This is a genomic window from Anaerobacillus arseniciselenatis, assembly GCF_001865995.1.
Taxonomy (GTDB): domain Bacteria; phylum Bacillota; class Bacilli; order Bacillales; family Anaerobacillaceae; genus Anaerobacillus; species Anaerobacillus arseniciselenatis.
In genome coordinates, this window is sequence record NZ_MLQQ01000001.1 from 732,393 (window position 1) to 752,387 (window position 19,995).

At 34.6% G+C, this 19,995-nt stretch carries 20 protein-coding genes and 1 riboswitch; of the genes, 2 read left to right on the forward strand and 18 right to left on the reverse strand.

Annotated elements, in window-relative coordinates; genetic code table 11:
- Nucleotides 1–4 precede the first annotated feature (4 nt).
- The 6 genes from thiS to BKP35_RS03645 all read right to left on the reverse strand — a co-directional run bounded on the left by thiS (nt 5) and on the right by BKP35_RS03645 (nt 4,115).
- Nucleotides 5–202, reverse strand: a complete 198-nt coding sequence (gene thiS, locus BKP35_RS03620) for a sulfur carrier protein ThiS (protein WP_071312005.1) — start codon at nt 200–202, stop codon at nt 5–7.
- Nucleotides 199–834: a thiamine phosphate synthase gene (gene thiE, locus BKP35_RS03625; RefSeq protein ID WP_071312006.1), complete on the reverse strand. Its 636-nt coding sequence runs from the start codon at nt 832–834 to the stop codon at nt 199–201. Before thiE ends, thiS begins: the two co-directional genes overlap by 4 nt.
- Nucleotides 835–932: 98 nt before the next feature.
- Nucleotides 933–1,040, reverse strand: a riboswitch (TPP riboswitch).
- Between the two features lie 75 nt (nt 1,041–1,115).
- Nucleotides 1,116–2,096 (reverse strand): ROK family glucokinase, encoded by a 981-nt coding sequence (locus BKP35_RS03630; protein ID WP_071312007.1) that lies wholly within the window; start codon nt 2,094–2,096, stop codon nt 1,116–1,118.
- 5 nt (nt 2,097–2,101) lie between these two features.
- Nucleotides 2,102–3,205 carry an ATP-binding cassette domain-containing protein gene (locus BKP35_RS03635; protein ID WP_071312008.1) on the reverse strand — a complete coding sequence of 368 codons (1,104 nt, stop codon included), beginning with the start codon at nt 3,203–3,205 and terminating at the stop codon, nt 2,102–2,104.
- A 45-nt stretch (nt 3,206–3,250) separates the two neighbouring features.
- Entirely contained in the window at nt 3,251–3,454 is a 204-nt protein-coding gene (locus tag BKP35_RS03640; RefSeq protein WP_071312009.1) for a YqgQ family protein, read from the reverse strand.
- 151 nt (nt 3,455–3,605) lie between these two features.
- On the reverse strand, nt 3,606–4,115 hold the full coding sequence (locus BKP35_RS03645; protein WP_071312010.1) for a hypothetical protein: 510 nt from the start codon (nt 4,113–4,115) through the stop codon (nt 3,606–3,608).
- 224 nt (nt 4,116–4,339) lie between these two features.
- Between BKP35_RS03645 and BKP35_RS03650 the strand changes: the two genes are divergently transcribed.
- Nucleotides 4,340–4,744 carry a YueI family protein gene (locus BKP35_RS03650; protein WP_071312011.1) on the forward strand — a complete coding sequence of 135 codons (405 nt, stop codon included), beginning with the start codon at nt 4,340–4,342 and terminating at the stop codon, nt 4,742–4,744.
- 95 nt (nt 4,745–4,839) lie between these two features.
- Here the strand turns inward: BKP35_RS03650 and BKP35_RS03655 are convergent, their stop codons facing one another.
- Together BKP35_RS03655 and BKP35_RS03660 are read right to left on the reverse strand one after the other, a co-directional pair.
- On the reverse strand, nt 4,840–6,303 hold the full coding sequence (locus BKP35_RS03655; protein WP_071312012.1) for a spore germination protein: 1,464 nt from the start codon (nt 6,301–6,303) through the stop codon (nt 4,840–4,842).
- Nucleotides 6,304–6,751: 448 nt separating this feature from the next.
- Nucleotides 6,752–7,804 carry a M42 family metallopeptidase gene (locus tag BKP35_RS03660; RefSeq protein ID WP_071312013.1) on the reverse strand — a complete coding sequence of 351 codons (1,053 nt, stop codon included), beginning with the start codon at nt 7,802–7,804 and terminating at the stop codon, nt 6,752–6,754.
- A gap of 124 nt (nt 7,805–7,928) precedes the next feature.
- Here BKP35_RS03660 and BKP35_RS03665 point away from each other — a divergent pair, with 124 nt between their 5' ends.
- Nucleotides 7,929–8,810: a hypothetical protein gene (locus tag BKP35_RS03665; protein ID WP_071312014.1), complete on the forward strand. Its 882-nt coding sequence runs from the start codon at nt 7,929–7,931 to the stop codon at nt 8,808–8,810.
- 193 nt (nt 8,811–9,003) lie between these two features.
- Here BKP35_RS03665 and BKP35_RS03670 read toward each other — a convergent pair whose 3' ends face one another.
- From BKP35_RS03670 to BKP35_RS03715, 10 genes are all read right to left on the reverse strand, one after another.
- Nucleotides 9,004–10,560 (reverse strand): rhomboid family intramembrane serine protease, encoded by a 1,557-nt coding sequence (locus tag BKP35_RS03670; protein ID WP_071312015.1) that lies wholly within the window; start codon nt 10,558–10,560, stop codon nt 9,004–9,006.
- A gap of 4 nt (nt 10,561–10,564) precedes the next feature.
- Nucleotides 10,565–11,302, reverse strand: coding sequence for an HAD family hydrolase (locus BKP35_RS03675; RefSeq protein WP_071312016.1), 738 nt, complete (start codon nt 11,300–11,302; stop codon nt 10,565–10,567).
- Between the two features lie 576 nt (nt 11,303–11,878).
- Nucleotides 11,879–12,082: a hypothetical protein gene (locus BKP35_RS03680; protein ID WP_071312017.1), complete on the reverse strand. Its 204-nt coding sequence runs from the start codon at nt 12,080–12,082 to the stop codon at nt 11,879–11,881.
- 299 nt (nt 12,083–12,381) lie between these two features.
- Entirely contained in the window at nt 12,382–13,329 is a 948-nt protein-coding gene (locus BKP35_RS03685) for an L-lactate dehydrogenase (protein WP_071312018.1), read from the reverse strand.
- Nucleotides 13,330–13,454: 125 nt separating this feature from the next.
- Nucleotides 13,455–14,471 (reverse strand): ThiF family adenylyltransferase, encoded by a 1,017-nt coding sequence (locus tag BKP35_RS03690; protein ID WP_071312019.1) that lies wholly within the window; start codon nt 14,469–14,471, stop codon nt 13,455–13,457.
- A gap of 21 nt (nt 14,472–14,492) precedes the next feature.
- Nucleotides 14,493–15,041, reverse strand: a complete 549-nt coding sequence (locus BKP35_RS03695; RefSeq protein ID WP_071312020.1) for a 5-formyltetrahydrofolate cyclo-ligase — start codon at nt 15,039–15,041, stop codon at nt 14,493–14,495.
- Nucleotides 15,042–15,089: 48 nt separating this feature from the next.
- Complete coding sequence (gene rpmG / locus BKP35_RS03700) at nt 15,090–15,239, reverse strand: 50S ribosomal protein L33 (protein WP_071312021.1); 150 nt, start codon at nt 15,237–15,239, stop codon at nt 15,090–15,092.
- A gap of 88 nt (nt 15,240–15,327) precedes the next feature.
- Nucleotides 15,328–15,978 (reverse strand): hypothetical protein, encoded by a 651-nt coding sequence (locus BKP35_RS03705; protein ID WP_071312022.1) that lies wholly within the window; start codon nt 15,976–15,978, stop codon nt 15,328–15,330.
- A gap of 27 nt (nt 15,979–16,005) precedes the next feature.
- A complete protein-coding gene (locus BKP35_RS03710) occupies nt 16,006–17,190 on the reverse strand; it encodes a nucleotidyltransferase family protein (RefSeq protein WP_071312023.1) in 1,185 nt (394 codons plus the stop codon).
- A gap of 6 nt (nt 17,191–17,196) precedes the next feature.
- Nucleotides 17,197–19,989, reverse strand: coding sequence for a 1,4-alpha-glucan branching protein domain-containing protein (locus BKP35_RS03715; protein WP_071312024.1), 2,793 nt, complete (start codon nt 19,987–19,989; stop codon nt 17,197–17,199).
- Nucleotides 19,990–19,995: the final 6 nt, after the last annotated feature.

The window sequence follows — 19,995 nt, forward strand, 5'->3', positions numbered from 1 at the left end:
CTAATCAACCACCACCGACAAATTGGACAATCTCGATCTTCATATCTTCGTATAGCTTTGTGTCTCTTCTTTGTTCAACGTTAATGATATTACCATCTACTTCAGTAACGACTAGGTTTTCATCTAAATTAAAATGTTCCACGACTTCAGCTACATTTTCTAAATGTAGTTCTTTTTTTTCACCATTAATGAAGACATTCATTCATTCGTCACCCTTTCGTTTATTTTTTGAATAAATGTTTGACAAGTTTTCGTTACGTCATCGCTACCAACAATTTCACTAATCGCACAAATTCTCGTTGCTCCAGAATTCAACACTTGTTCAACGTTGTGAAGTTTAATCCCACCAATAGCGACAAAAGGAATCGTGATTTCATTTACGACTTCTTCAATATACTTTGTAGTAACTGGATCAACGACATCCTCTTTACTTTTTGTTGCAAAGATCGGACCGACACCGATATAGTCGGCTCCATTTTTTTGTGCTTCTCTTGCTTCTTCAATTTGATGGGTGGAAATCCCGATAATTTTATCCTTGCCGACAATCTTTCTAGCTTCTTCTAGTGGCAAATCATCCTGACCAATATGAATCCCATCTGCATCAACAGCTAATGCAACATCAATATGATCATTAACAATTAATGGAATATCGTATTTCTCAGCTAAAGCTTTTAATTGTTTTGCCTTTTCAAGTACAACCTTTTTACTACTTTTTTTATCTCGTAATTGTATAATATCAACACCACCGATGATTGCCTCTTCCATTACTTCTACTAGACTTCTGCCTTTATGAAATTCTTCACCGGTAATCGCATATAAACGAAAATCTTTCATAAGTATTCCTCCTAAATGTTTTGAATTTATTACCTTCCTACACAACAATAAAATAGCCGTAACCCAGTAGAAAAAGGATTACGGCTAGTGTTAAATAGTAAATTACTAATCGACTTTCCTACGCTGGCTTCACCCAGATCAGGTTCAAGGGTAAAAGTCTTTCCTTTTTCTCAGCCTTTGGATTAGAGGCACCCCTAGTCTATTATGCTATTTTAAATGGACTATTAATGAAAGTAGTATTAAATTATTTTATATAATTATTATGACAGATAATCCTTTAATTACAAGCTTTTTGCATTGTCGACCTTTTGTTTAATTAACCAAACTCCACCGATGACACCTGCATCATTTCCTAAAGTCGCAATCGTAATTTCAGCTCCTTCGGCAACACGTGGTAATGCATAAGCTTCAAAATGCTTTCTTACGTAACGTAGTAACAATTCACCAGCTTTTGAAACTCCACCACCAAGTACGATCTTCTCGGGGTTTGTTGCAATCGCTAGGTTAGCAATAGCAATGCCTAAATGGAAACTCATTTCATCAATGACGTTTAATGCTAAACGGTCATCGTTTTTAGCAGCATCAAAAACATCTTTCGCTGTAAGTTTTCCTTCTCGATCAAAAACATCAGCAAGCACACTATCATTATTTTTCTCTACGGCCTCCGTTGCAAGACGGGCAATTCCAGTAGCCGATGCAATCGTTTCTAAACACCCTGATTTCCCACAATTACAATGAGCTCCTCCGGTTGCCATTGATGTAATATGGCCTATCTCACCTGCCATACCGTTGACACCGTGTAAAATGTTTCCATTAGCGATTAAGCCACCACCAACACCCGTTCCTAAAGTAACAGCTAACAAATTTTTAGAACCGTCTCCTGCGCCACGCCACATTTCTCCTAATGCTGCTAAATTTGCATCATTATCAACAACGACTGGAAGACCTGTTTCCACTTCTAAGCGGTCTTTAAGAGGGAAGTTTGTCCAACCGATATTTACCGCTCGATAAATTAGACCTGTTTCCATGTTGATAAACCCTGGCGCTCCTACGCCAATCCCAGCCAACTTTTCTTTCGGCTCGTCCAATTCATCGAGCTTACCAAAAATCGACTTGCTAATATCTGTCGTTATTTGTTTCCCTTCATGTTCGCAATTCGTCGGAATTTCCCATTTTTGTTTAATTTCTCCATATGTATCGATAAAAGCCATTTTTATCGTTGTTCCACCGATATCAACACCAACAAACCAATGATTACCCATAAAAATCAACCTCTTCGTTTTAAATTTAGTTCTGTTACTCCATCAAAAAATAATAAATCACCAAAAGCATAGTATAGTAACAAATTTTGATCTTCATATATTTTACCATTATTTTTTATTTCAGCAACTACGGGGTTACCACCAATATTTGAGTAAATCATATAGCGAGCATCTACTCCTTTAATAAAATGAATCGGAAGTGAAACAGTGAAGCCTTCATCTTTTAATTTAGTCTGCTCCATAATCTGAAAGCACGATGCCCTCAAACCGATATAAACACTTTGTCCTTCATAAATTTGAAACTCTTCTTCTGTATACTGTGGCAACAGAAACGTTAGACCATCTGATATAAAAGCTCCTTTTTTAATGCAACCCTTTAAATAAGAAACTTCTGCACAATCAATGTACTTTGTTACAAATATTTGTTTTGGATTTTGTAATAATTGTTTTTTCTCTCCTATTTGACTAATTGAATGATCTTTCACTAAAACAACTCGATCACATATCTCAAGCCACTCACTTGCATAACTACTAAAAACAATTACCGTAGTTTGTTTCCAAATTTTTATAAAGTCTTTAAATACTGAAATAATGGTTTGCCTTTTGCTATTGGGTAGTTCGAAAAATGGTTCTTCGATAATTAATAACTTCGGCTTAGTTAAATTTACCCGTAATAAACAGACAACTATCTTTTCGCGTAGTGACAAATCCTTGACTAACTTTTTTAAGCTTAGATTACAACTAATTTCCTCTGTTACTTTGCGAATATTTTCGGAAATTTCCCCTTCACCAAAACCTTTTAACTTTAACGGTAATGATAAGTAATCATACACATTATACTCTGTTTCTTCGCTTGTAAAATGATTATGAATAAAAGCTACTTGTTCACTATAATTTTTAATCTTTTTTATATTTTCGTTTTGAAAATATACAGTTCCATGAAAGTCTTCATCGAACTGTAACAGTATATTTTGCAACACCTCTTTACCTTCATTAACAGGACCAGTAATAAGAAGCCATTCATTTTCATAAATGGCTAGTGAAACGTCTTTTAATTGATAGTTATGCTCTGTTTTTTTCCAAAGGTCTTTAATTAAGAGTATGGTCATTTTCATTCACCTTACTGTATTTTGTCACACTCCCTTTTAAATCAATCATGATTTTGCTTTTTTTACGTCGCTAATCTCTTTTTTAATAATGAGCATTCCTTGTTGAAACGTTTTGACATCGATCATATTCCATTCATATAGTTGTTTCAGTTCAATTTCAAAAAGTTCTAGATCTCCTAAACGATCTCCAGTATAAACAAACGCTCCGCACTTTTGTAAAAATTGTCGTAAATCGTAAATTGAATTCATTCATCTTCACCTTTTTTTATATTCTTGTTCTATTGAGTGAATTTCATAATCACCTAAATTGAGCCTTATCAAACTATCTGTAGTTGCGAGCGGTTTAACGCACTACAGATAGATACTTAATGTTTAATATTAAATTATGATATTCATTATATTATATCAGTTTAAAAAGGCCGATGAAAAGTAGTGGTACTAATGGTAATAGGGCTAATAATTGTGAACTTCTATGACGAAAAATAATTTGATATACCGCCATAAAACCTAAAAATGCTCCTGCAGCAAAAATAATCGCAAGAAGTATCAATAGCCACAATGTTACATCAAGTACTGCAAGTTCCATTCCAACTAAAAAAAAGAAAACACCAAACATAGTTAATGTCACAGGTTCTTGTTTTACATAACCGAAGGCTGGGTCGTATTTCCATATTAAAAAGCCAATGAAAGCAAAACAAAATAATCCGAAGATAATACTCAATCCAGAAGAACCGATTAAACCAACCATTTTACTACCAAAAAACATTCCAATATAAGAAAATAGAAAAAAGGCTAGACCAACTACGATAAATAAAGATTGATGTGGATCGATTCTCCTTGAAACGAGTAAGCCACCAGTTGATAAACCGATTAATAAAATTGTTACAAATGCAGAAACAATTCCTAACAAGTCTCCTCGCCCCCTAATTAAAGCTTTGTATTAGTTTATGATGCAATGTTTATATTAAGGACAAGAAATATGTTAAACTGTTTTTTATCAAGGTTGGTTTGTTGGTTAGTGGTTAGGACCCTCGCACGACTTTTCATGTTAGATGGTAGTGGCAGGCATGCCGCTATGAGGGTTTTGTATGAAAAGCAACACAGTGCTTATACATATTAGAAGGAGGAAATATAGTGGGTAATAATAAATTAGAAAAAATTTTAATGCAAGGAATTCACGGAACGGTGGAAACACTTCCCGAAGAAAGAGCATTATTTTTATCTACGATTAGTGAACGAATTTATTTAGCTTTAACAAATAAACAAGTGATACATAAAGGGATATACAAGGAAGCCGTCGATATTATGCACTCTGAAAAAAACATTCATTTATATATAAATGGTGAACTATCTTATAGTAATTATTCCAACTATATTAAAGAAGCAACAAAACATAAAGTCGCTTTTACGATCGTCAACGATGGCCATGACACTCCAATCGGCCTCGTCTTTGCTTGTGACACTGCTATCAATCATAGTGGAAAGTTCAACTTTTTTATCGAAGATGAGATTTTCGAAAAAGACATGGGGGAGTTTTGAGTTTTGAGTTTTGAGTTTTGAGTTTTGAGTTTTGAGTTTTGAGTTTTGAAAACCGATTGTGAACAATTCACAATCGGTTTTCCATTTTCAATATACTATCGATCCTCATCTAACGGATGTATCGCTTTCGGTCGTTGTTTTTTTAAAGGTATTGGTGACCTTAAGATAACATCTCGAAAACTCCGTGGAGAAAAAGGAATAAACGGCCATAAATACGGTGTTGTGTATACTTTCATTGAAATAAGCAGTAGAAAAAGCAGTGTTACTGATACTACGTAACCAAATACATGGAAGAAGCCGGTTGCTACTAGGAGAGCAATTCTTATACAGCGATTTGCTAAACTCATTTCATAACTTGGTGTTGCAAAAGAACCAATCGCAGCAACTGCTAAATATAACACTACTTCATGAGAAAATAAACCTACTTCAATCGCAACCTCACCGATTAATATCGCTGCAACTAATCCTAATGCAGTTGCTAATGCACTAGGTGTATGAATAGCCGCCATTCGTAACATTTCAATACCAATCTCTGCAATGATAAATTGAGCTAATAATGGTACATTCCCTGTTTCATTCGGACCGATGTACTCTAAGCCTTCAGGAAGTAAGCCTTGATTTAAAGCAAGTAAGAGCCATAAGGGCAACAAAAAAATCGAAGCCCAAACAGCAGAAAAACGAACGAGCCGAAGTGCTCCACCTACTATAGGCTTTTGTCGGTACTCTTCAGCATGTTGCAAATGATGCCAAAATGTTGTAGGAGTGATGATCACACTCGGAGATCCGTCAACCATAATAATGACATGACCTTCAAAAAGATGAGCTGCGGCAACATCGGGGCGTTCTGTATAACGTACTAGTGGATAAGGATTTGTGTGCTGCCCAAATAAGTACTCCTCTATCGTTTTATCACCCATCGGCAAACCATCAGTATCAATTTTTTTAAGCGCTGCCTTAACTTCATTTACAACGTAAGGGTCTGCGATATCTTCGACGTATGTAATACAAATATCAGTTTTAGAGCGCCGACCTATCATCATATATTCATTTCGAAGTGTTCGATCTCGAACCCTCCTTCTTGCTAAAGCAACATTAAGAACAAGGGTTTCAACAAACCCGTCCTTGGCACCACGAATGACCTGTTCGGTATCGGGCTCTTCTGGACCACGAACTGGATATGTTCTCGTATCGATGATAATGACTTCATTTAGACCATCTACAACGAGAGCAGCAGGACCTGCGAGAACTTGATCAACCACTTTACTTAAATCTTTTTCGGTTTCAATTTCTACATATGGTATTCTTGACTTGATTAATTTTTTTAATAAATCTCCACTAAGATCCTCATATTTAAGGTGCTCTAGCTCTCTTTGAATTTGCGTTAAAGCTTCATCTTTGGCAAATCCATCTACTAAAAATAATGCCATTTGTACTCCAGCATATTCTAAGTCAATTTGAATTAAGTCAAAACTTTTATCAACACCTAACTCTGTACTTAAGTAAGAAAGATTATGAGCAATGTTTTTAGATGCTGGATGCTGAATTTGTTCTTGAGTCAAAATTAGCCCCTCCTCTTCATTAACATTTTTCTCTTAATAATGAAATATCATTCACAAGAAAAAGTTTAAGCGTTGTTTAGTCAAACTATTTCCCTATCAAATTTAGTGGCTTGTTCAAGTAAATCAACCGAGCATTTTTTCATACAAAACCTTCATGACGATTAATCGTCACCATCTAACACGAAAAAATTCCGGTCGATTTCCCTCACTGCGCTGTAAATCCGTTCCGGCTTTAGAGGCTTGTTCGAAAAAGTCTACCGTCATTTTATTTTCATACAAAACGCTCATGGTGGCATGCATGCCGCCACCATCTAACGTTAAAATTGAGAGGGGGTGGTCCGAACCAACAAGCCACTAACCAACTTTCACACAAAAAAGAGTACGAATTATCATAATAATTCATACTCCTAATACCACTTATTCAATTAGACAAGTTGTTCAGTTACATTCACTTGACCATTGGTGATAATAAATAGTTATAAATAAGCTTACTTGTATTTTCTAATGACGAGATATGAGTTCTTTCATGGGAATGAGATTCTGCAATACCAGGTCCTATTAAACCGTGGACGATATCATTTCCGGAACGGATTGCGGCTGATGCGTCAGAACCGTAATAAGGATATATATCAACCTCATAATCAAGCTTGTGTTCTTTGGCTAGCTCGACTAGCTTTTTTCTTAATTCAAGATTATATGGCCCACTTGAATCTTTAGCACAAATAGAAACGCAATATTCCGTCGTCGTTTGGCCTTCACCTATTGCACCCATGTCGACAGCTAAATACTCAACCGTTTCAGGAGAAATGTTCGAGTTTCCACCATAGCCGATTTCTTCATTATTAGAAATTAAAAAGTCCGTCGTGTACGGTAATTGTATTTTATTTTCTTGTATATGTTTAATAAGCTGTAATAAAATAGCCACACTTGCTTTATCATCTAAATGACGAGATTTAACAAATCCACTTTCAGTAGTTTCAAAACGAGGTGCAAACGAAACAAAGTCACCGACAGAAATACCTAATTCTTTTACATCCTCATCTGTTTTCACCATTTCATCAATACGAACCTCAATATTGTTCTCGTCCCGCTCTGCTGTTCCGGCATTTTTGTATACATGTACTGACGCTTGTTTCATTAAAATCGTTCCTGAATATGCCTGTCCATCACTAGTTTCAATTTGGCAATACTCTCCCTCCACTGAATTCCAGCGAAAACCACCAATATTAGCAAGTTTTAATCTTCCATTTTTCTTTATTTCCTTTACCATTGCCCCTAATGTATCAACATGAGCTGTAAGCATACGATGCTTCGTTTTATCATTACCTTTAATTGTAATGATGAGGCCACCTTTACGATTTCTAGCTGTTATCACGCCAACTTCTTTACAGAATTGTTCGATATATGTAATTACTTTTTCTGTATTGCCTGAAGGACTTGGAATGTTAACAAGTTTTTCAATTAAATCTACAGTTTCATTTACGTTCATTTCATTTTTCATTTTCTTCACTCCATTAAAATATATTTTCTACTAAATTCTAGCATAAAATAATTTTTAAGTATTTTTTCATAAATTAAATATTGTGATCATAATTTAAAATAGGCTGTCCTAGGAGGGGTTTGTTTTGAAATGGATACTAACTGTCTCTATATTAATCACTGGGTTAATATCAGGATTTTTTCTATTTTATTCATCACCAAGCGTCGATAACTTTCAAGAAACAATTGCTCATTACCCAATTGATGAAAACAAAAAATTTACAAAAGCGAGTACTACGATCGATCTTATTGACGAAATGGACGAAGATGAGTATACATTACTTTGGAAAACCGATTCTGAATTTGATGAAAATTCATATTTAAGTCACGACATCTCTTTACTCTTTGAAGACGGAAGATTAAAAGAAACAATGTCGTTAGCAGTAGATAATGATAATAAGTTATCCCAAAAAATGAAACTGAATGGTGAAGATAGCGGCCACTTCGAAGCCATTACTTTTCATTACCGCCAAATTAATTACGATAATGAGATTACGAAAAGTGTACAAACGATGAGTTATGACCAATTATACATTTTGGATTCTCCATTAAGTTCAATTGAAATATTTAAAGAACCTAATAGTGAAGCACAAAAAGAAGGCAAACGTATTTTAGATACAATTATTCAACAAAACTTGGAGTACACTTGGGAGGAACTTATTAATTATTTTCATATTCAGGCTGAAAATTATCACCATGTTCCTTTAACTCACTTAGCTAAACATAATCAGCAAGCACTTCCAAACTTAAGCATAGATGAAACAAAAGAACTGCTCGCAACTACTTGGAGAGGACTTTATAAATATTATTTTTTAGGTGTCGAAAAACATGACGGTACAGTAAAAAGTCCAATTGGCAGCTCTGTTCCCCTCGTACTTTTTCATAAATCTTACTCACACATTATCATCATCTTTACAAATGAGGATGGCGCAAAATATAATATCGTTAAAAATACTGGAAGATTTTAATATAATTTAAAATTTACAATGTAGAATTTAAAGTTATTCATGTTTAAAGTTCGAACAAAAACTTTTCATTCTGAGTGAATTTCATAATCACCAAAATTGAGCCACATCACGCAATATATAGTTTGCGAATGGTTTTGACGCAACTATATATTGATCATAGTGGCGGAAGTAATGAATTATGAAATTCACTGACTTAAATTTCTGCTAACCTTCTCTGAATAATACGTTTCAGATCATAATAATCTTCTTTTTCTGGATTTAATTCAATCGCTTTTTCAACAGAACGAAGTGCATCAACATATTGTCTTAACTCATAATAAACGAGTGATAAGTTATAATGAGCTTCATGGAAAAGCGGGCGCTTTTCTAGCGTTATTAACAAGTTTGACTCAGCATCTTTTAATAAACCTAACCTCGCTTCACTGTATGCCAATAAGAAATGAACCTCTGTCATACTAACGTCTTCACTGGCGACTTCTTTCAACAACCAATAAGCTTTTTCAACTTCATCTTGCTGTAAAAGTTCCTGACTTATTTGGACATTAATTAACTGTAACTTTTCAGCTTCTTCTTCCGTAGAAAACCCGTAAAAAAGTAATCCCGTAATTGATAATGCAGTTGCTAAAAGTGAAAAAACTTGTTGGATACTCCTCTTCTGCTTTGGTAACTGTAAAAAAGCTGATGCTAAAAAGCCACCAATTAGCCCACCGATATGCGCTCCATTATCAATCATTGGAATAGTAAACCCGAGCGCTAAATTGATAATTAAGATGACAATCACATTTACACCCATCGTCCGAAAAAATAATTTACGATGAATTACACCAAAATAAAGTAAAGCACCGAAACAACCAAAGATCGCTCCTGAGGCTCCAGCAGCAACTTGACTGTTAAAAGCAAAGCTACTAATTGATCCGAAGATGCCTGCAAGAACATAAATTAACACAAAGCGGGGTGTCCCATAAATTCGTTCAACAGCACTTCCTAAGTAATAAAGAGCTAAAGAATTCATAAAAAAATGAAGAAAGCCTATGTGTAAAAAAATCGAAGTAAAAAAGCGCCACCATTCCCCTTCTCTAATAAGCGGATTAAATTTTGCTCCGAATTCAATTAATGTTAGTAAGCTAGTGCTACTACCGAGATATTCCATAAGTGCAAAGATAATTAATATATTAATTAAAATTAAATATGTAAACAAAGGCTTTCCATAAGTAAATATTGACCGTTCTTCTTCGATTTTTTTCTCAGAAATAGTTTTCACTTCATTACGATAAAAATGTATTTTATCAGGATTAGTTGCTTCCTTAGCATCGATCGTTGGTAATTTACATACAAGGGTTTCGTTCAAGTTTCGTATGCCAAATGTATTCCCGAACTCACCGTCAATAATAAACGAGTTAATTTTCAATCGTTTATTTTTCGTTACATATGTTTTATTCAATGTTTGGTCATACGAATCTACCGGTAAAAAATTTGAAATGTACACATTTATAAAATTGATACGCCTCGCACGTAACTGTTTACGTACTTTTTCTCCATGCTGTGCTAGTTTCTCTACATCTCTAGTAATATAGTTAGTCCAATCTAAATTACGTCGGAATAAACGCACTATTGTAGTTTCATTAACTCCTTCTTGTTCAAGCCAAACCTCTTTTTCATTAGATTTCACTTTAAGCGCCACCATATTCTCATTTACTACAAGATGATGTATAAGGCGCCAAAAATAAGCATCTTGGCTCAAATCGTCCATAGTTTCATCCTTTCAAATTATTTTCTTTATAAATAATCTCTGCAACTTCTTGTAAAGTACTACAAATTTCAATTGGTTGGTGCTTAGAACTAGGCTCTTCTTTTCTTGTATTTAAAAAGATAGAATCCCATCCTGCTTCGATAGAACCAACAACGTCATGCTCCCATGAATCACCAATAAAAAGGCACTTCTCCTTGGAGCCTAGCTTTGATTTCGCTAAATCAAAAATAGCCCGATTTGGTTTGGCTACATTTACTTCTTCTGATATAAATACAAAATCGTCTGAAATCCAATCATTTAAACTTAATTTTTTTATTTTGTTATATTGAGTATCAACTGTGCCATTTGTGATAATGCCCATTTTGACACTAGCCTCTGCTAGAGTACTCATTAATGAATACAAATAAGGATATGGTTCACTAAAATCATCAACGACATTGTAATATTGATCATGAAACTTGTCGGCATCATGTGCATTGAACGGTAAATCAAACTGCTCGGCAGTCATTAAAAACCTTTTTCTTCGATACTCTTTAGGAGTTATATCACCTTTTTCATAATCATCCCAATAAAGATCACAATTTTTTTTGAAAATAGAAAATAAATCGGTTGAGTTAATTTTCTCAATTAAATTTTTTTCTTTTAAAATACAATCAAAACAGAAGCGAATAGCCTTTTCAAAAGCATCTTCGTGACTAAACAGTGTATTATCTAGATCAAAACAAATCGTTTCCCAACGCATCGTTTAACCCCCTTAAATTATATTATAACAACCTTTCCTCTTCTTTTCGAATATTCATTCTTCTATAATTTACATACAAAACCCTCATGGCCGCAACCGTCACCATCTAATATGGAAAAGGCGGGTGCTTTCCCTCTCTTCACCTTGACCTTCTAACGAATCTCAGACGTTCGTTCGTAAAAGCACCCGCTTTTTTTATACAAAACATTTATGACGGCATCCGTCACCAAAGCTACTGACCTCAATTACGTCATGAGATACATCTTAGAATTTACTTCATGCAGCTTTGCGACAAGTAACCGCAGGAGCATCTCTTACTACTATGTATAAAAAGGATGTTTTACCTTCCGTCGGTTGATTTTAATCTAAATAATAATAGGGTGTCTATATTTAGCGCTGTGAGGTACTAAATATTGGACACCCTATTATTAATTGAGTGAATTTCATAATCACTAAAAATGAGCCACATCACGCAATATATAGTCTGCGAGTGGTTTTGACGCAACTATATATTGATCTTAGTGGCGGAAATAATGAATTATGAAATTCATTAAATTATAAACTTGCACTGCTATCTTAAAATGGCATAAAACGTGCGTAAAAACGATCGCGAAGATATGGGATTTGTAAAACACCTGATATCGCTAAACGGCGAATCCAGCTTGTTTGTAATACTGTATTCACGATCCTATAACGATACTGATAAATAAAAAAGACAGATACTAGCGAAATTAACATTGTCATTAACAAATTGTCGTTATTGTTGTTATTATTAAACATTTACGTCACCTCAGTTATACTTTTTGATTAATGGGCTAATTTTATTCTTAACTTTTATACAAAACCAGCATGACGATAACCGTCATCATCTAAGATGAAAAGGTGGACACTTTCCCTCACTTCGCTGTGACCTTCTAACGAATCTCAGAGGCTCGTTCACGAAAGTGTCCACCTTTTTTTTATACAAAACCGTCATGACAATATATCGTCACCACCTAAGAAGCAAAAGAGCCTATCCAACTATTTAACCACAAAAAAGAGCCTAATCAAAAAGTTTGATTTAGACTCTAAACTATATTTTATTTAATTGGACCCATTGCATCTTTTAAAACTTTTGCAGAGTGGTGGAGTTTTTCTGTCTCCTCACCATTTAAGCTAAGTTCGAGTACTTCTCTTATCCCACCACTATTAACAATCGCAGGGACTCCAATATAAATATCGTCTAATCCATACTCGCCTTGGAGTAAGGTAGATACTGTTAAGATGGAGTTTTCGTTACGTAAAATAGCTCTCGTTAAACGTACTAATCCCATCGCTATCGCATAATGGGTTGCACCTTTTCGGTCAATAATATGATAAGCAGCATCGCGAACGTTCACAAAGATTTCGTCAAGATCGTCTAATGACCTACCTTCTTTATGATCCTCAAAATAACTTAAAATTGGACGTCCACCAATATTGGCGTGACTCCATACAGGAAGCTCAGTATCGCCATGTTCTCCCATTATATAAGCATGTACATTTCTAGAATCAACATTAAAGTATTGTCCTAATAAAAATCTAAAGCGTGCAGTATCTAAAATGGTTCCGGAACCTATTACACGTTCCATTGGCAATCCCGAATACTTCCAAGTAGCATAAGATAAAATGTCTACAGGATTCGTTGCAATTAAAAAGATCCCATCAAATCCACTATTCATTACTTCTCCAACAATGGTTTTAAAGATTTTTGCATTTTTCTCAATTAAATCTAAACGTGTTTCACCAGGGCCCTGATTTGCCCCTGCAGTTATTACAACTATATCAGCATCTTTACAATCAGAATATTCACCTGCCCAAATTTTCATCGGTGAGCCGAATGGCATCCCATGGTTTAAATCCATTGCGTCCCCTTCGGCTTTTTTCTTATTTAAATCGATGAGTACCATCTCATCAGTAACACCCTGATTAAGTAAAGCAAACGAATAACTTGATCCAACAAACCCTGTTCCAATAACAACTACTCTTGTTGTTTTATTTTGCTCCAAAAAAATTGCCACCTTTCAAAAATAAAATTTGCACAATAAGCTTTGCGTCCATTGTTGATTTCACATGAAAAAATAAATAAAAAAACAATTGTAAGCGTGCGACTATATGGCAACTTTATTAATTTTTAAACCCCGATATACCTAGCATAAATAGTTTTTGCCCTCGTAATATCTTCTGTACCTTGAACTAATGTTCTTCCATCAGGAAACAAGACAAGCTTTTCACCTTCTTCTAATTCAGCCCGAACTAAAAAAGGGGTCTTAGAAACTTTCGCTACGCTTGACAACTTTTCTGCCCATTCATCTAAATTTAACTTATGTCCCATATTAATTTGTACTGTTTCTCTTCCGCAAAGTGACGTTACAGTTTGTTCTTTCTCTGCTTGTAATGCGGGGTATTGCTCTAAACTACAAGTTGGACAAGTATCCTTTTTCTTAGAAAACTTCATCTCATACATATGATGCTTCCACACATCAAATGTTATTAAACTTTTTCGTTGAACATCGTAATTTCCAGTTAAATATTTTAAAGCTTCAATCGCTTGGAAAGAGGCAACGATATCAACAACAGGAGAAAGCACACCGATCGTATCACATGTTTGCCCAGATGAATCTCCTCCACCAATAAAGCAGCGTAAACAAGGAGTAACTTCTGGAATAAAAATAGCTGACATGCCCCTAGAACTAACTGCCCCTCCATAAACAAATGGAATTTTCGCCTTGTAACATGCGTCATTAATTAAAAAACGGGTTTGAAAATTATCGGTGCCATCTAAGACAAGATCAACCCCATCCATTAATTCATCTATATTTTGTAATGTTACATCAGCAACTATTCCTTCAACTACTACATCAGAATTAATCTTTTTTAAGCGCTTTTCGGCTGCGACAGCCTTTGGTAAAGCATCTAGTACATCATCTTCATCAAAAAGCAATTGCCGCTGTAAATTACTTTTTTCTACATAATCACGGTCGACAAAGCGAACATGACCAACGCCGGCCCGAACAAGGTGGTTTGCTAGTACTGTTCCTAGTGCCCCCATGCCGACTATTAATATTTTTTTTATTAATAATTGTCGCTGACCTTCTTCTCCAATCGGCTGAAATAATATTTGTCTAGAATAACGATCAATATTTTCCATCTATGATCCTCCAAACGTATTTTATGTATTAATAATTACTCTATTGATAGGAACATCAAATTCTTCTTTAGGGATCTCATCCAGCAATTGAAAGTTGAATGCTAGTGAAACCGTATTATTGACATATTCCTTTAAATAACGATCGTAATATCCACCGCCAAAGCCAATCCTGTAACCACGTTGGTCAAAAATAAGCCCTGGAACGACAAGCAAATCGATCTCGTTTTTTTCTACTAAAGGTGTGATTGTAACCATTGGTTCTTTTAGCGAGAAAAAACTATCTTCAACTTCATCAAACGATGTAATCTCATAAAACTTTAATTTTTTTTCACTCGGATAACATTTTGGTACAACAATTCGCTTATTTTGTTTCCAACCAGCTTCAATAATCGGCTTTGTATTTACTTCCCGATTTGTAGATATCGTAATCCCTATTGTATTTGCTTCTTCCCATTCCTTACTTTCTAATAGTTTCATTTGCAATTGTTGAGAATATATTTGATAATCCTCGTTATTCATTTGCATTAATTTTCTTTTCATTTCGTCTCGAAGTTGTTTCTTAGGCTTCATTATTATCACCCACTTCATAATGTAAAAAAAAGTAAGCAGAAAGTCTGCTTACTTAGTTTCGCGGTGCAAAGTCATCTTTTTTAATCTTGGGCTATATTTTTTTAACTCAAGACGGTCTGGGTTATTACGTTTATTTTTAGTAGTGATGTAATTACGATCACCAGTTTCTGTACAAGCTAATGTAATATTTACGCGCATTCATTATCCCTCCAAACATGCTTTACTTCAATCATACTTTTAAATAATAGCAAAATTATGAGAAACAATCAAGCATTTCTTTATTATTCTAGTTTGAACAACTTTGTACTGTTTTCTCGATATCATTACTATAAATCCAATTTTGTAAATTAAGTTGTAACAATAAATTATCATTAATAATTTCATTTTCATTACGACCGGTACATAACCAAAAATATGCGTTCACTTCATCAGTGGCTTCGATTGTTCCTTCTAAACTAAAAACAGGAATCGACGTCCCGTAAGAAAATGGGTGTATTTTCAATTGTCCGTCATTTAAAGAATCATTAACATTGTAATCCGTACAATACTGAATAATTCCACGTTTATTTAAAAGACCATTTAGTAATAAATATTGACCTTTGTAAGAACGAACAATCGCTTCGGCAGATGGAGCAAAAAATGTCACAGCATCATTCATTTCATACGTAATCTGTTGAGAAATAAATAACTTAATAGTCCTTTTTTTCTTCGATAAATTAACTAAAGTGATATTTTGAAGGATCGTACGAACATCAACATTACTTTCAAATATAATCGATAGTTTATCAGTATTATTTTTAAATATTTGTCTATGTTTTTCTTCGTTTTTATCGATGCATATCCAATTTTCTGAATCTACCCAAGAGAAATGACCGTCTATCCAAACACCGTATTTAACTGTATTGATTGCTTGATTTAAACAACATTTTTGCTTCATCTTTTTCCACCTACCGTTTCATATACTTTAAAAATTATGAATTCTCTTTTCAGGATTGATCGGTTTTTGACTCGATTTGCTTTTCTCTACTATTAAAGATGTGCGAACAATCGCCGCCTCACTAATCTCTTTATTTGGCCATAATTTTACTTCTGGTTGAACCAATGCATTTGCCGATATCTTACAATATTCTCCTATTACTGAATCTTCACTAAGTGAAACTGAGCTCTCTAGTTGAACCCCTTTACAGATTGTTGTACCTTTCAACTCACTATAAGGTCCAATATATATATCATTCCACAAAATTGAATCTTCCAAAGTGCTATTTATTGCTATCGTTGAATTATTGCCGATAATCGAGTGAGAGCTTATGAGTGTTCCTTTTCTTACGACTACTCCATTCCCAATTGAAAGAGGCCCTTGTAAAGTTACTCCTTCTTCAATGACAGCATTCTCTCCCAGCCAAATGCCCTCTCTTACTTCCTTACCAGAAAGTTTGACATTTACCTTTTTACTTAATAAATCAAACTGCGCTTGACGATATGAATTTAGATTACCAACATCACACCAATACCCTTCGGCTTTATAACCATATATTTTGCCTTCCTTCTTTAGTAAATACGGGAATAGGTCTCTACTAAAATCTGTTGTGACCCCTTTTTGTATATACTTAAAAATATTAGGATCTAAAACGTAAATTCCAGTATTGACTGTATTACTAAAGAGCTCATTAAACGATGGTTTTTCATGGAAACGAACGACCTCATTTTTTTCATTCGTCATAATAACCCCAAAATCACAGGGAGAGGTATAACGTTTCATAAATATGGTTACTAGTGCCCTTTTTTCATCGTGAAACATAATCCCTTTATTAAGGTCAAAATCTGTTAGTCCATCACCACTAATAACAATAAAGCGTTCATCTAAAAAATGTTCGATATTTTTAATACTTCCAGCTGTTCCTAAAGGAGTCGATTCTTCAAAATAATATAGATGAACACCATACTTACTCCCATCTCCGAAATAATTTTTAATGACTTCTGACTTATATTGAAGTGTGACCGCAATTTCAGTAACCCCATTTTTTTTCAGTAATTCTATGCAGTACTCCATTACTGGTTTATGAACAAGTGGAACCATCGGTTTTGGAATTTTACATGTTAACGGTCTTAGACGTTTGCCCATGCCACCAGCCATAATGACACCTTTCATCAGCAATTAACCTCCAATACACTCTTTTTTACTTAAACATGTATCATCATAAACAGCTACCGTCTCTTTTGTTAATGAATCCCAGCTATATTTAGTCGTTGCTAACAATTTTCCATTTTTAGCAATTCTTTTTGAGAGATCTTCGTCTTCTATACAAGTAATGATTTGGGTAGCTAAGCTTTGCACATCGTTAGGATAAATTTTCAACCCCGTTACTTGATGGGTAACAATTTCTCCTAACCCCCCAGTGTCAGAAACGACCGTTGGCTTACTAGCAATCATCCCTTCTAGAGCAACAATACCAAACGGTTCATATAAGCTTGGGAATAAGCATATGTCACAGCCATTTAAGATTTGATTTCTTAATTCATCAGAAATAAAGCCGATAAAATGAACTGAATGCTCTAATTTTCTTTTTTTAATTTGGAGTTGATAACTTTCTAACATAGGACCTTTTCCAGCAATGATAAATTTAACATTAGGATACTTTGCTAATATTAAAGGTGTAGCGTCTATAATTGTTTGGAAACCTTTTTCTTTAACAATTCTTCCAACTGAAAATACATATATATCCGTTTCTTTACCATATTTTTGTTTCCAGTTTACACCTTCCCCAGAAACCATCTCGATGTCGACCCCGTTAGGTATCATTTCAATTTTTTCCTCAGGAAGCTGAAACACTTTTTTTATTTCTGTTTTCATGTAATCACTACAAACAATGACTTTATTTGCCACGTAACATAATTCCCATTCCTTATGACTAATATCTCGCTGCAGTTGTGTGTAAATACCTCCATTTCTACCATGCTCTGTCGCATGAATCGTTGCAACCAATGGAATATTCAGTTCCTTTTTTATTGACTTAGCTGCGACACAGACGAGCCAATCATGAGCATGGATGATGTCAAAATTAATTACATCTGCCAACTTTACAACATAATCACTAAAAGCTACATTTAAACTGCCTACCCAATGGTAAAATTCATCAGCATACGGTTGTAGACTCTGGACGCGATGAACATGGACTCCTTCTAGTACTTCGTAATTTCTACTTTCTTTTGCTGCTGTAGTAATCACATGTACTTCGTGTCCTTGATTGACAAGTGTCCTCGATAAGTCGTAGACATGTCGTGAAAGCCCGCCAACGATTAATGGTGGGTATTCCCAAGCCAACATTAAAATTGTTTTTTTATTTTCTTTTAATTGGGGATGCCTTTGAAATTTCGAACAAATTAGATCGTTTTTCGATATAAAAACTTCTAGTTGGATTTCTTCTAGAAACGGATATTCATTCTCAAATTCTGTTAACATTTCATCGCTTAATTGTTCTTTCAAAAGTAGTAACTTCAACTTCTCAAAGCGTGATAAATGTTCTTTAATACGATTTACTGCATATTTTGATGTAGTTTCTGCATCAATCATAAACGACCAGTCACTACTAGAAGCCAACATCCATTCCCGAGCCATTTGCTTTAAACACCGATTTACTTCAATACTCTTATCTTTGTATTTAGTGACACAATGAATTATTTCCGTTTCTGTTTGGTGAAGGTCACGGTACAGCCAACTATTTTTCTCATTTAACCAAACTTCCCCGTAGCCGTTCCTCCCCCAAGTATTAAATGAAACATTGACCGTTTTTAGGTCTTTATAATGATGTTCTATAAATTGTTCTGGTGTAACAAAACTAAACTTTTCACTTCCAGTTTCTATTACTTGCGTTAACCATTCTGGTCCTTCAAACCACCAGTGGCCAAATAACTCAGCATCGAAAGAAGTAACCACCATATAAGGTGGGAAACATTGATCTTTATGTTTTTCGAGCTCACTTTTAATCATCGCAATAAAATGTTCACTATGTTGCTTTACTTTTTTTAAAGCGTTTTTTCGGTTATAAAAATGCTTTTCCTCTGTTTTCCCTGTTACACGGTTGTATTTTAAACCTGTGTCTATGCGAAATCCTTTAGAATGCATAAACGGCTTTACATATTCCCACTCTCTTTCATAGGCAATGTCTCGATAAAATTCTCGATACTCTACATCTCCAGGGTAGCCATCTATCGAACTCCAAACTTTATTCGTCAGCTCACTATTACGTGGAAATAATATTAATCCATGTGGAGAATAGATAGGATTACGAGATCGCTCACCTAGTGAAGGGTCTGCTAATCTTAATGCATGTTCATCAACAAACGTATAGCGAACCCCTTCTTCAAATAAAATTCGGTCTATTCCAGGAGAAAATGCGCACTCAGGTAACCAAAACCCCCTTGGTTTATAACCAAAATGCTTCTTAAATATTTGAATTCCATGAATAGCTTGTGCTCTTACTGCTTCCTTTGTCAGTAAGTACGGAAAAAAAGCGTGAGTTGCAGAGCTACAAATGCATTCAATCTTCCCTACTTCATTGAAGTGACGAAATCCTTTTAAAAGATTTTGATCCCATAATAAAAAGGTATGCTTTAGTTGTTTAAATCGTTTCGTATAAAAGTCTACTAATAACTTTTCTTCGTTAGCTTTAACGTGGTTGTTTTCTTTTTTAAGTAAGGACTCAACTTTTTCTAGGTAGAGCAAATACCTCCTTTGCATTAATGGATCAGCTAACATTTCTAACAATGGTGCCGAAAATGAGATAGTAAACATTTTTTCTTTTCTTTGTTTCTCTAAATTCCATAATAAAGGTATATAAGTTTCTGATATTGCTTCAAAAAGCCAACGCTCTTCTATTCTTTCAGCGTCTTTGTGTCTAACATAAGGCAAATGGGCATGTAATATTAATGAAAAATAACCGCTATTCATGTAAAT